The organism is Vibrio sp. OY15 (genome assembly GCF_000742455.1).
GTDB classification, from domain to species: Bacteria; Pseudomonadota; Gammaproteobacteria; order Enterobacterales; family Vibrionaceae; genus Vibrio; species Vibrio alginolyticus.
Genome location: NZ_JPIL01000027.1, coordinates 1 through 12,450, shown reverse-complemented (window position 1 = coordinate 12,450; position 12,450 = coordinate 1). Strand labels below are relative to the sequence as shown.

At 46.0% G+C, this 12,450-nt stretch carries 11 protein-coding genes; 8 read left to right on the top strand and 3 right to left on the bottom strand.

The annotated features are described in order from the left end of the window. Nucleotides 1–7 precede the first annotated feature (7 nt). Both IJ23_RS21590 and IJ23_RS21585 read left to right on the top strand, forming a co-directional pair. Nucleotides 8–313 carry a DUF3630 family protein gene (locus IJ23_RS21590; protein ID WP_017633801.1) on the top strand — a complete coding sequence of 102 codons (306 nt, stop codon included), beginning with the start codon at nucleotides 8–10 and terminating at the stop codon, nucleotides 311–313. 233 nt (nucleotides 314–546) lie between these two features. Continuing rightward, a complete protein-coding gene (locus IJ23_RS21585; RefSeq protein WP_033907317.1) occupies nucleotides 547–1,221 on the top strand; it encodes a 7-cyano-7-deazaguanine/7-aminomethyl-7-deazaguanine transporter in 675 nt (224 codons plus the stop codon). 222 nt (nucleotides 1,222–1,443) lie between these two features. Here IJ23_RS21585 and IJ23_RS21580 read toward each other — a convergent pair whose 3' ends face one another. The 3 genes from IJ23_RS21580 to rhlB all read right to left on the bottom strand — a co-directional run bounded on the left by IJ23_RS21580 (nucleotide 1,444) and on the right by rhlB (nucleotide 6,092). Further along, complete coding sequence (locus IJ23_RS21580; protein ID WP_033907316.1) at nucleotides 1,444–3,087, bottom strand: sugar nucleotide-binding protein; 1,644 nt, start codon at nucleotides 3,085–3,087, stop codon at nucleotides 1,444–1,446. Nucleotides 3,088–3,259: 172 nt separating this feature from the next. Next, nucleotides 3,260–4,753, bottom strand: coding sequence for a guanosine-5'-triphosphate,3'-diphosphate diphosphatase (gppA, locus tag IJ23_RS21575; protein ID WP_005382885.1), 1,494 nt, complete (start codon nucleotides 4,751–4,753; stop codon nucleotides 3,260–3,262). 19 nt (nucleotides 4,754–4,772) lie between these two features. Further along, on the bottom strand, nucleotides 4,773–6,092 hold the full coding sequence (gene rhlB / locus IJ23_RS21570) for an ATP-dependent RNA helicase RhlB (protein WP_005378764.1): 1,320 nt from the start codon (nucleotides 6,090–6,092) through the stop codon (nucleotides 4,773–4,775). 111 nt (nucleotides 6,093–6,203) lie between these two features. Between rhlB and trxA the strand changes: the two genes are divergently transcribed. From trxA to fre, 6 genes are all read left to right on the top strand, one after another. Continuing rightward, nucleotides 6,204–6,530, top strand: coding sequence for a thioredoxin TrxA (gene trxA, locus IJ23_RS21565; RefSeq protein ID WP_004745500.1), 327 nt, complete (start codon nucleotides 6,204–6,206; stop codon nucleotides 6,528–6,530). Between the two features lie 196 nt (nucleotides 6,531–6,726). Further along, nucleotides 6,727–7,986 (top strand): transcription termination factor Rho, encoded by a 1,260-nt coding sequence (gene rho, locus IJ23_RS21560; RefSeq protein WP_005378757.1) that lies wholly within the window; start codon nucleotides 6,727–6,729, stop codon nucleotides 7,984–7,986. Between the two features lie 105 nt (nucleotides 7,987–8,091). Beyond that, nucleotides 8,092–9,084, top strand: coding sequence for a hypothetical protein (locus IJ23_RS21555; protein WP_033907315.1), 993 nt, complete (start codon nucleotides 8,092–8,094; stop codon nucleotides 9,082–9,084). 91 nt (nucleotides 9,085–9,175) lie between these two features. Next, a complete protein-coding gene (gene ubiD / locus IJ23_RS21550; protein ID WP_033907314.1) occupies nucleotides 9,176–11,029 on the top strand; it encodes a 4-hydroxy-3-polyprenylbenzoate decarboxylase in 1,854 nt (617 codons plus the stop codon). Next, entirely contained in the window at nucleotides 11,026–11,295 is a 270-nt protein-coding gene (locus IJ23_RS21545) for a 2Fe-2S iron-sulfur cluster-binding protein (protein WP_009696789.1), read from the top strand. Before ubiD ends, IJ23_RS21545 begins: the two co-directional genes overlap by 4 nt. Nucleotides 11,296–11,309: 14 nt before the next feature. Further along, on the top strand, nucleotides 11,310–12,023 hold the full coding sequence (fre, locus tag IJ23_RS21540) for an NAD(P)H-flavin reductase (RefSeq protein ID WP_033907312.1): 714 nt from the start codon (nucleotides 11,310–11,312) through the stop codon (nucleotides 12,021–12,023). Nucleotides 12,024–12,450 lie beyond the last annotated feature (427 nt).

The following is a 12,450-nucleotide window of genomic DNA, read 5'->3' as shown; positions in this document are numbered from 1 at the left end:
AACCAAGATGCAAAAGGAATTTGGCTTAGCGGACTACATGGCACAAGAAGGGCGCTTAATCATTACCGCGCCGAGCTTTGACCTTGATAGCTTTCCTGCTTTAGGTGAGCGTTTAGTTAGTTTGCTTTCTGCTACTGTGGTGGAAAAGCAGTGGGATGCGGACATTCACTCTTGGCTGATCGACTTTGAAGGTTGCCGACTGTTTATGAAAGCAGAGCATTACAGCGAAGCGATTTGGTTTGAAGCGTTAGCGATTGAAGAGAGCAGGGAAGAGTTGGATTATCTCGCAGGATTGTTTCAACGCGGCTTCTAAAAATAGAACTTTCTTGAAAGGGTGTTTCACATGAAACACCCTTTTTTATGCTCAAACGTTTGCGTAAAACAGACGACTTGCGGCGAAAAGTGGTTAATGTATAATCGCCCACCGCTTCGCTCAGAAAGAGCCAAGCCAGTTTATTTTTCATTTTACATTGTTGGTAAGAGCCACTTTATTCAGTGACTCGATTTGGGTTCCCTCACCCCCAAACCAAACTAAAAAGGTATCGCATGAGTAACTTTACCCCTGCGCAGCAGCGCAACGCCCTTATCTATCTGGTTCTATTCCACCTAGTCATTATTGCATCTAGCAATTACCTAGTTCAGCTACCGTTTACTATTTTCGGTTTCCATACCACTTGGGGCGCATTCACTTTCCCATTTATATTCCTAGCGACTGACTTAACTGTGCGTATTTTCGGTGCTCAGTTGGCGCGTAAGATCATCTTCTTAGTGATGTTGCCTGCTTTGGCAGTGTCTTACTTCTTATCGGTGGTGTTCTTCGAAGGTCAATTCCAAGGTTTTGGTCACCTAGGGGAATTTAACTTATTCGTTGCTCGTATCGCGATTGCTAGCTTCATGGCGTACCTACTTGGTCAGATCATGGATGTGCACGTGTTCAACCGCCTACGTCAAATGAAGCAATGGTGGGTGGCACCAACGTGTTCAACGCTTTTCGGTAATGCACTTGATACCATCGCTTTCTTCGCCATTGCGTTCTATCAAAGCCCAGATCCATTTATGGCAGAGCATTGGACGGAAATCGCGCTGGTGGATTACGGCTTCAAACTGATTATCAGTCTTGGTTTGTTCGTTCCGATGTACGGCGTATTACTGAATTACCTAATTAAGAAGCTGACTGAGGTGAACCCTGACTTTAAGGTGACGACAAGCGTTCAGTCTTAATATCAGTGGGAACCCCGAAAGCCGCTTGCTCAAATCAAGCGGCTTTTTTGTGCCTGTTTACTTGGGTTTAGAGCGTTTTGTACAGCGTGGGGAGTAATTAGATCATGGGTGTCCAAAAGCTCCCTGAGCTGTACGAAGGTAAAAATGAGCAGTAAAAAAGGTCCCGAGTGAGACCTTTTAATCGAAGGTACGGCACGTAGAGGAAGCTCGCTGGTGAAATGGCTAACAGAGCATCTTCTCAATCAAAATGGCTTTTTGCGCATCGAAGGCGCCAAGTTGCAGGCCGTTATCCCAGCTGATGCTTTGATTGAACATCGCCAACATCAAACCGACACTGCGTTGATTGGCGTCCTGCCAGCAATCAGACTCGCTGTACTCTCCATCATTTATCGCGTTGCCATTAACGAGAATGGGCTCGAAACGCCATTTTTCTCCGACACGGTAGTAGCCTTTGCTGGTTAAGGTCTGGTTGGATTGAATCGTTAGATTGTGCTCGATGCCCGGTTCACCTGTTAGTTCAAATACAAACCTTAGCTGGTGGTCGTCACATTGCAGATCAACGATCAGTTGGCCGTTTTCCTCAACCAGTGTCGATTGATAATAGTCTCCAAAGCAGTGCAGCAACCAAGATATAGGGTGACTGGCAGTTTCAAGAAACCACTCTTTGAGCGTGAAGGTGCCCGGTAGGTTAACTTGGGTGACTAGATTGACCACACAAGGTTGGGTTTGCGAAGTGAGCCACTTCTCTATCGTCTTGGCGGTATTAAGCTGAGCAAAGGCGTAATTAACCAATAGGTTGGCGTTCGGTTGCTGCCAGTGAGTTATGTCAGAATTCAATCCCACCAATGGCTTTTCACAAATTAGCTTGGTTGAACCTAACTTCTTAATTATCTCTGCATGAGTATGCGCAGGTGTCGCGATGGTCACTACATCAAGTTGCTTGAGTGCGCTGATGTTCGTTTCTGCCTTTGGGATTGCTTCTTCACTGCACGCTTGCTGAAGCGGTTCTATTTGGTTGGCGCATAACGTTGTGACCGATACACCATTGTTTCGATAGTGGGGAATGTGCGTGCGTCCCCAGTTGATTCCTATGATGCCAGCTTGTTTGATTTGCTCTGGCTTGTTGAAACGTTCACTCAATGGCGGCAAGGCAATTCGTTCATCTGTTAGACGTTGGTCATGGTGATAATCATTGCTTGGCAGCACTTGCCATGGCTTGTTGTAATGCTGCTTGAGTGCACAAACGAGTTCGTAGAAATTCCACTTATCCTTTAAGTTGCTATCAAGATGGTATAAACCTGCTTCGTTCCGCTCAATAAGCTGCAAAAAGGCGAGTGCAGTATCGTCCATATGAGAAGTCGCGGGATACCAAACTGTACTAGCGGTAATAACGCCGTTCTCTTCATATTGGCGGTCGAGATGCGCCAACATGTTATTGCCTTCTGCTTGGTGATGGAGCTGCCAACCAATTCGAGCAATCATCGCATCTGGATTTGCTTGCCAGATTGCATCTTCACAACGAACTTTGTATTTGCCGTATTCATCTTGGGTGTTTCTTTCTTCAAAGATGCCATAAGGCCCATTTTTTGTGGCATCAAATACCATTGCTGTACTGACAAAAAGATAAGGAATGTTGCGCTGTTTGCAGTGCTCACCAAGCCACGCTGCCCACGCTTCACTCCCCATCGCCATGTGGCACACCGCATCAATGTGGTGCTGTTGCCAAAATTGCTCACTTTGCTGTGGATCATCTGGTGGGATTTGGTGGTGATTCCATTCCAATACGTTCCAGCCACGGAGGTGGAACTGATGAGCAACTTTAGGGGCGAGGGTGCCAGTTAAGCCAGTCATTAAAACGGTTTTCATTATGGTGCATCTTGGTTGGCTAAATCGTGCTTATCAATAAAGCATGGCTGTTTTTCGATGTAGAGCGGAGAAGCTGAGATTTTTGCTGGGCAGCACGTTTTGTAGGGGAAGTAGAAGCAAAAAAACCCAAGCGAACGCCTGGGCTTTAGTATTGTAAGGCAGTGATATTCGCTTATTTTGCTACGATATTTAATGGCCAGCCGATGTCTGTCTGACGGTTGGATTCAATTTCCAACTCAGCCGCAGTCAGTGGGTTTTTCTCTAGCCATTGCGCATCAATGTGTAACGTTAGATTGTCGCCTTCAACCGTTAGAGTCACATTTGGCTCTAGATCAGGATTGCGACGATGGCTGAGTAGAACCGCAAGACGCAACAGTCTCAATACTCGTTTGGCACTTGAGCCTGATAATGCATGCTGCTCAGGTAAAGAAGTGAGCTGTTCGCGATAGCGACGAGCCACTTCACCAATAAAGAACTTCTGCGCGCGCGTGTAACCAGGCAGATCCAAATTCTGCAGCAAGTAAGCACTATGCTCTCCGCCTTTTTTGAAATCGATAGTTAAACCAATTTCATGCAGTTTTGCGGCGGTCTCGAGTAATATCTTGCCCTGAGGCTCTGTAATCCACTCATCGCCCCCAGCTTGCTGTAAAAGCGTGTGTGCCAGAGTAGCGACTTGTTCGCCGTATTGGTGATCGAGCTGATAGCGATTTTGTACGCTAGCGATAGTGCGGGCACGAATGTCTTCTTGGCGAAGCTCTTCAACCATCTCATACACTAAGCCTTCGCGTAGTGCGCCGCCAGCGAGTGTCATAGCATCGATTTCAAGCAATTCAAAAACGGCAATCAAAATAGAGAGGCCACTAGGGAACACTAATGCCCGCTCAAGTGTTAAGCCTTCAATATCGAGCTCTTCTAAATGGTCGGCCAACATGGCTTGCTTCTGTAGACGCTTGAGTTTGGAGTGAGTGATTACTTCGTCCATGCCTTGCGCCAGCATTATCTCTTGCAATGCCTGAACAGTGCCTGATGCACCAACACACACATCCCAACCAATTTCTGTATAACGTTCTAAAATCGGCTGAATGGTCTGTTTCGCTCCTTCAATTGCCGCGTCAAAGTTACGAGCATTCAATTGGCGATCTTTAAAGAAGTTTTCAAGCCAAGTCACGCAGCCCATTTTTAAGCTGGTCAGTGCTTTGGCTTCGAAACCTTCACCGATAATCAGTTCGGTACTTGCTCCACCGATATCGACTACAAGGCGACGACCACTACCGCCAGAGGTGTGAGCGACACCTTTATAGATAGTGGCAGCTTCTTCTTCACCAGTAATCACTTCGATAGGCTGGCCTAGAATTTGGTTAGCCTTTTCTAAAAACACATCTACATTGGTCGCGGTACGTAATGTTGCAGTACCGACGATGCGAATGTTTTGTTTAGGAATGTCCTGCAAGCGTTCCGCAAATAGACTTAAGCAGTCCCATCCTCGCTGCATAGCTTCCATACTAAGAGAATTATGTTCATCTAAGCCCGCTGCTAGACGAACTTTGCGCTTAATTTTAGCCATTGTTTGAACGCTGCCATCGATGTGACGCACAACGAGCATGTGAAAACTGTTCGACCCGAGGTCGATGGCGGCATATAGCGGTGATGATCCTGCTTGACTCATAAACGAACTCAGTTTCCTATTACGATTGTTTTGGTGCCGATTGACGCGGTTGGCGTGGACGACGTCCCTGCGGCTTACGGTTACCAGAACCAGAACGGGTACCGCCAGTATTCGTGCGGCGCTGTTGGTTGCGTGGTGCACGCATACGAATCGGAGCCGGTAGATCTTGAATCAGTGCCGACGAATCGTACTCTGAAACTGGGATTGTATGCTCAATGTATTCTTCGATTGCTGGTAGGTTAACCGCGTACTCTTCACAAGCAAAACTGATCGAATGGCCGCTCGCACCAGCGCGACCAGTACGGCCAATACGGTGAACATAATCTTCACAGTCGTCAGGAAGGTCGTAGTTGAAAACGTGCGTTACCTGAGGAATATGCAGGCCACGCGCTGCAACGTCAGTTGCAACTAAGATGTCGACATCACCTTTGGTGAATTGCTCAAGAATCTTCTCACGCTTCTTCTGCGGTACATCGCCAGTAAGAAGGCCTACACGGTGTCCATCGGCAGCCAAATGTCCCCAAACCGATTCACACTTATGCTTGGTATTGGCAAAAATGATAGCGCGATCTGGCCACTCTTCTTCAATTAGTGTTTGAAGCAGCGCCATTTTGTCTTCATTCGAAGGATAGAAAAGCTCTTCCTGGATACGGTGGCCAGTTTTTTGTTCTGGTTCGACAACGACATGCTCAGGAGTATTCATGTGTTCGAATGCCAGTTCTTGAACGCGGTAAGACAGCGTTGCTGAGAACAGCATGTTCAAACGCTCTTTTGGCTCAGGCATACGACGGAACAAGAAGCGAATGTCTTTAATAAAGCCAAGATCGAACATGCGGTCGGCTTCGTCCAGAACAACAGCTTGAATGTTGTTGAGGTTAAATACGCGCTGTTTGTAGAAATCGATGATACGGCCTGTTGTTCCGATCAGAATATCTACGCCGTCTTGCAGTTTCGCAAGTTGCTTGTCGTAGCTTTCACCACCGTAAGCTAGAGCGGTTTTTAGACCTGTGCTTTCAGTTAATGATTCTGCATCATTGTAAATCTGAATAGCGAGCTCACGTGTAGGCGCCATAATAATTGCGCGTGGCTGTGTAGGCTTACGACCTTCATGTTCCGGAGTCGTCAGAAGGTGGTTGAACGTAGCAGTAAGAAACGCGAGCGTTTTACCAGTACCCGTTTGGGCCTGGCCTGCGATGTCTTGGCCGGTGAGCAGGACCGGCAACGCCAAGGCTTGGATAGGGGTACAAAATTCGAACCCTTTTTTGTCCAATCCTTCAATAACTTGGGGCTTTAAGCCCAAATCGGCGAACTTTTGCTCTGTGATATGCGTCTTTTTCATGGCTATAGAATATCAGCTAAAGCTTGCAATACGAAAGTAAATACATTCCAATAGGGCATCTAATTACTGGTTATCATCCAACCAGTTTCGAAAAACACATTGGAGTGGAAGATGAGTGATAAGATTTTGCAGCTAACTGATGACGGTTTTGAAAACGATGTAATCAACGCTGCAGGCCCGGTTCTAGTGGATTTTTGGGCAGAATGGTGTGGTCCTTGTAAAATGATCGCTCCTATTTTGGACGAAATCGCAGACGAGTACGAAGGCAAACTCACTATCGGTAAACTAAACATCGACCATAACGCAGGTACACCACCTAAGTTTGGTATTCGCGGCATTCCAACGCTATTACTATTTAAAGATGGTAACGTAGCGGCAACGAAAGTAGGTGCTCTGTCTAAAACTCAACTAAAAGAGTTCCTAGACGCAAACTTATAATCACCAAGTGATTACAGATAAAACCGTGCAAAGTTACAATGCACGGTTTTGTTTTTCTAACTCTGGACTAGAATACTAATTAGTGCTAACTTATCGCGCGTTAATTGAACAAATTTCTCTTCTTGGTCGATCCTGAGACCAAATCCATCTTAACTAGAAAACAGATCTTATTTTGACTAAACAAGAATCCACCACCATGAACCTTACCGAACTGAAGAACAGACCTGTGTCTGACCTTGTAAAACTGGGCGAAAGCTTAGGATTAGAGAACCTAGCTCGCTTAAGAAAACAAGACATCATCTTCGCGATTTTAAAAGCGCACGCTAAAGGCGGCGAAGACATCTTTGGCGATGGGGTTCTGGAAATTCTGCAAGACGGCTTTGGTTTCCTACGCAGTGCAGATAGTTCATACCTTGCGGGTCCGGACGATATCTACGTATCACCAAGTCAGATTCGTCGCTTTAACCTACGTACTGGTGACTCTATCGCTGGTAAAATTCGTCCACCAAAAGACGGTGAACGTTACTTTGCCCTTCTAAAAGTCAATACCGTTAACGACGATAAACCAGACAACGCCCGTAACAAGATCCTATTTGAAAACCTTACCCCTCTACATGCGAATGAGCGCATGGTTATGGAGCGTGGTAACGGTTCAACAGAAGACATTACAGCACGTGTTTTAGACTTGGCATCGCCAATCGGTAAAGGTCAACGTGGTCTGATTGTTGCTCCGCCTAAAGCGGGTAAAACAATGCTTCTGCAAAACATCGCGCAAAGCATCGCGTACAACCACCCAGAGTGTGAGTTGATGGTTCTTCTTATCGACGAACGTCCAGAAGAAGTAACTGAGATGCAACGCCTAGTTAAAGGTGAAGTGGTTGCGTCGACTTTCGATGAGCCAGCATCTCGTCACGTACAAGTAGCGGAAATGGTGATCGAGAAGGCAAAACGTCTTGTTGAACATAAGAAAGACGTGGTTATCTTGCTTGACTCTATCACTCGCCTAGCTCGTGCTTACAACACCGTAGTGCCTTCATCAGGTAAAGTACTAACAGGTGGTGTGGATGCAAACGCATTACATCGTCCTAAGCGTTTCTTCGGTGCTGCACGTAACGTAGAAGAAGGCGGCAGCCTAACTATCATCGCAACGGCACTAGTAGATACTGGTTCTAAAATGGATGAAGTTATCTACGAAGAGTTCAAGGGTACAGGTAACATGGAACTGCACTTGAACCGTAAGATTGCTGAGAAGCGTGTATTCCCTGCGATTGACTTTAACCGCTCAGGTACACGTCGTGAAGAGCTACTGACGAAGACTGACGAACTACAGAAGATGTGGATTCTGCGTAAGATCGTTCACCCAATGGGCGAAATCGACGCAATGGAATTCCTAATCGACAAGCTAGCGATGACGAAGACCAACGATGAGTTCTTCGATGCGATGCGTCGTCAATAGTCTCAAATAGTCATTCTGCGAAAAGCCACCGTATATCGGTGGCTTTTTTATTGCTTTCTCCCGATAGAAGTATCAGAATGAAGGAAATGTTATCGGGAGGTTAACATGCAACAAGGAATGTTGTCGTCATTACTCCTGAGCTTGTCACTTATCACTCTACCTGCGACATTATCTGCCAAGGAAATGCATGAGTCTGTAGTAGAACAGTGGCTTCAGGATACTCAAATACATACTAAAGTCTCTGAACTGCTTGATTACGCTGTCAGAGATGAAGTCGACTCGCTTAAATTTGCCCTTGATAGACTTGCTTTGCCTCAACAAGAGGTGGTGCGCTTTCAATTATTGGAAAAGCTTGAAAAGCAAGATGTGATTCTCACGCCTCGAATGGCTCTGTTTGTTGAGTCCCAGATCCGTATGACCCCGACTTATCAAGTGTTAGAGCGAGGTGATGGGTATGAATTTAGTGTACCCGCTTTTAACTTTCCCGTTATTGCGAGTCGCTTGATTAAGCGTTGGAAACAAGACCAAAGTACCTTGGACTTTGTCTTACAAGCTGAACGAAGAGAGCTTAACTTAAAGCAATGGCTTACAGGGCCATCTCAACAAGCTCAAGCGCGTGAAGCGCTTTTGATTCGAGAGTTAGACAGCTTATCACCCAATGCGCTTGCTGCATTAACGGCCCAGTTAACCAAAGCAAATGTGACCAGTTGGTTACCATCGACGGCCGTGATAGTCAGGTTGGCACAAGTTAGTCAGGATGAGGAAGTGTACAACTTACTCTGGCGGATGAAAGCTGATTACAACAGCCAGTCCGAACTTGAGCGTTTAGCTGCGGTTGGAGACGTTTTTTCCATTCAGCAATTGATGAATGCCACAGTTAACCCATCACTCAAGCCAGAAGCTATTAGTCTACTTACAAAATCTAACCCTCTATCTCCGCAAGTAAAGCAGTTTCTAGTTAGAAAAATGGCGTTATCAGAAGAAGCAACCATGGTTGCTCGAGAGCTTGCTCAACAAGGGCATCAAACCTGGTTGGAAGAGTTAGTATCTTCGAACCATCAGATAAAGACTCGGCAGATTGAACAAGTATTAAAGTAATCTGGCTCACATACCCACACAAAATAGGAGGATCTTAGCGTCCTCCTATTTGTTATACTGCGGACAGTTTAATCAGCCAGCATGAAGGCCTATGAGTTTTAAGGATTTACGCGAATTTATCGACCACCTAGAACAGAAAGGTCGACTTAAACGCATCACTCACCCTGTCGATCCCGCTTATGAAATGACAGAAATCAGCGACCGCACCTTGCGTGCTGGTGGACCTGCGCTGTTGTTTGAGAACCCAATCGGCTACGACGTACCTGTTTTGACGAACCTGTTTGGTACACCAGAGCGTGTCGCAATCGGCATGGGACGTGAAGACGTTAAAGAATTAAGAGAAGTCGGTAAGCTGCTGGCTTATTTAAAAGAACCTGAGCCACCAAAAGGCTTCAAAGACGCTTTAGAAAAACTGCCTGTGTTCAAACAAGTATTGAACATGCCGGCTAAGCGTTTACGTAAAGCACCATGCCAAGACATTGTTTGGCAAGGTGATGAAGTCGACTTGGATAAAATTCCGGTAATGAGCTGCTGGGCAGAAGATGTAGCGCCGCTGCTTACTTGGGGCTTAACCGTAACCAAAGGTCCAAATAAGAAACGTCAGAACCTAGGCATTTACCGTCAGCAGAAAATTGCCAAGAACAAAATCATCATGCGTTGGTTAGCCCATCGTGGTGGTGCGCTTGATCTGCGCGATTGGATGGAAACCAACCCAGGTAAACCTTTCCCAGTTTCGGTCGCGTTTGGTGCAGACCCAGCAACCATTCTTGGCGCAGTAACACCAGTGCCAGATACGCTATCGGAATACGCATTTGCAGGTTTGCTACGTGGAAGCAAAACGGAAGTCGTGAAGTCAGTCAGCAACGATTTGGAAGTGCCAGCGAGCGCGGAAATCGTGATGGAAGGCTATATCGACCCGAACGAGTTTGCTGATGAAGGTCCTTACGGTGACCACACTGGCTACTATAACGAAAAAGAAAAGCACCACGTATTTACTATTACGCACATTACTATGCGTAAAGACCCTATTTATCACAGCACCTACACAGGTCGTCCGCCAGATGAACCAGCTGTATTGGGTGTGGCATTAAACGAAGTGTTTGTACCTATTCTGCAAAAGCAATTCCCAGAGATTGAAGACTTCTATCTACCGCCAGAAGGTTGTTCGTACCGAATGGCCGTCGTCACCATGAAGAAGCAGTACCCAGGACATGCCAAGCGCGTAATGATGGGCGTGTGGTCTTTCTTACGTCAATTCATGTATACCAAGTTTGTTATTGTGTGCGATGAATCGGTAAACGCACGAGATTGGAATGATGTCGTGAAAGCCATGTCAGAGCATATGGATCCTGTACGTGATACCTTGATGATAGATAACACGCCAATCGACTCGCTCGACTTTGCTTCACCAGTGGTTGGGCTTGGCTCCAAAATGGGCTTGGATGCGACCATTAAATGGGATGCCGAGCTGGCGACGCGAACCGAGGTCACTGAGCGAGACAGCAAAGCGATTACCGAAGCAGAACTAAATGAGTTGAAACAGCAACGCCCTGAGATTGTTGACGTCTATCTTCCAGTTACAGCAAACAACCAATTTGCTGTCGTGACTATGAAGAAAGACCAAGCTGGTCAATCCCAAGAATTGATGGAACATCTATGGGGCTTCTTTGCTCAGTACACGGATAACAAATTCATCATTTTGTGCGACGATGACGTTAATGCACGAGATTGGAATGACATCATTTGGGCGGTGACAACTCGAATGGACCCAGATAGAGACACGATTCAAGTGCTTGGTAAGACTGAGAGTTCATCCAAATTAGGACTGGATGCGACCAACAAGTTCGAATCTGAAGTCACGCGCGAGTGGGGTACGCCTATCAAAAAAGATCCTAAACTTGTGGCTAAAGTCGATGAGATTTGGGACCAGTTAGGTATTCTATGAGTCATCAAGTCCACCTTCTACCAATGGACGTTACATTCCAAGTAAAAGAAGGGGAGACGGTGTTAGAAGCTGCGCTCAACAACAATATTCGCTTCCCACACCGTTGCCAAGTTGGCGCTTGCGCCATGTGCATGTGTAAAAAGCTAACGGGCGAGGTGAGCTATCACCTCGAACCTATGCTAACCGAAAAAGAGCAACAGCAAGGTTGGATATTCCCTTGCCAAGCCTATACAGAAAGTAATTTAGTGCTTACTTTTGACGAGTAAGCGAGAGGAACACCATGACCATCCAATGTAAAGTAAAGTCTATTCAGCCGTTAGCTTGTAATACTTACCAAATCCTTCTTCATCCAGAATCACCAGTGCCTTTTAAAGCGGGTCAGTACCTAATGGTGGTGATGGGTGAAAAAGACAAACGTCCTTTCTCTATCGCAAGCAGTCCTTGTCGTCATGAAGGTGAACTTGAACTGCACATCGGTGCGGCGGAACACAACGCTTATGCACAAGAAGTTGTCGAAGCAATGCAAGCGGCGCTTGAAACTGATGGTCAGATTGAAATTGATGCGCCACATGGCGATGCTTGGGTTCAAGAAGATAGTGAACGCCCGCTGTTATTGATCGCTGGTGGTACAGGTTTTAGTTACGTACGTTCGATTCTGGATCATTGCGTAGCGCAGAATAAAACCAATCCTATCTATTTATATTGGGGGGCGCGCGATAACTGCCAGCTTTATGCTAAAGACGAACTGGTCGAGATTGCCGACAAGTTTGCCAATGTTCATTTTGTGCCAGTAGTAGAAGAAGCTCCTGCAGACTGGCAAGGTAAAGTTGGTAACGTGCTACAAGCTGTAGCTGAAGATTTCGAAAGCTTAGAAAACTACGATATCTATATTGCAGGTCGTTTTGAAATGGCTGGCGCAGCACGTGAACAGTTCACTCAGAACAAGAAAGCGAAGAGCGAACGTATGTTCGCAGACGCGTACGCATTCATTTAAATACGGCTTTTAAGGCAGAAAAAGAGGGTTTTTTACCCTCTTTTTTGCTTTTTTGATGAAATAGTCATCGAACAGTCATTTTTTTCCATTTTTTTTCAAAAAAGGGTTGCGAACGGATCTGAGTTCCCTATAATGCGCATCCACCGACACGGCAGACGCGATAAGGCTTCAGCAGGGTCGGAGAGGTGAAAGCTTCTACGAAAAATAAAATTGAAAAAAAGTGTTTGACACTCTCAATTATCTCGTTAGAATGCACCTCCGCTTTGAGAGAAAAACTTCTCGCAAAGCAAGCTCTTTAACAATATAGACCTATCAATCTGTGTGGGCACTCGTTGATGATAATCCAATTCGATACCTCGGTATCAAATTAGGTTTCAATGAAACGAAGTGACCATTGAATCTTCGGATTCAGCACAGTCAATTCAAA

What these genes read in the sequence shown, in the direction of transcription:
- rhlB (WP_005378764.1), bottom strand. Translation starts at nt 6,092, where the DNA reads ATGAAAAAGACGCATATCACAGAGCAAAAGTTCGCCGATTTGGGCTTA.
- gppA (WP_005382885.1), bottom strand. Translation starts at nt 4,753, where the DNA reads ATGAGTCAAGCAGGATCATCACCGCTATATGCCGCCATCGACCTCGGG.
- rho (WP_005378757.1), top strand. Translation starts at nt 6,727, where the DNA reads ATGAACCTTACCGAACTGAAGAACAGACCTGTGTCTGACCTTGTAAAA.
- IJ23_RS21545 (WP_009696789.1), top strand. Translation starts at nt 11,026, where the DNA reads ATGAGTCATCAAGTCCACCTTCTACCAATGGACGTTACATTCCAAGTA.
- fre (WP_033907312.1), top strand. Translation starts at nt 11,310, where the DNA reads ATGACCATCCAATGTAAAGTAAAGTCTATTCAGCCGTTAGCTTGTAAT.
- IJ23_RS21555 (WP_033907315.1), top strand. Translation starts at nt 8,092, where the DNA reads ATGCAACAAGGAATGTTGTCGTCATTACTCCTGAGCTTGTCACTTATC.
- ubiD (WP_033907314.1), top strand. Translation starts at nt 9,176, where the DNA reads ATGAGTTTTAAGGATTTACGCGAATTTATCGACCACCTAGAACAGAAA.
- IJ23_RS21590 (WP_017633801.1), top strand. Translation starts at nt 8, where the DNA reads ATGCAAAAGGAATTTGGCTTAGCGGACTACATGGCACAAGAAGGGCGC.
- IJ23_RS21580 (WP_033907316.1), bottom strand. Translation starts at nt 3,087, where the DNA reads ATGAAAACCGTTTTAATGACTGGCTTAACTGGCACCCTCGCCCCTAAA.
- trxA (WP_004745500.1), top strand. Translation starts at nt 6,204, where the DNA reads ATGAGTGATAAGATTTTGCAGCTAACTGATGACGGTTTTGAAAACGAT.
- IJ23_RS21585 (WP_033907317.1), top strand. Translation starts at nt 547, where the DNA reads ATGAGTAACTTTACCCCTGCGCAGCAGCGCAACGCCCTTATCTATCTG.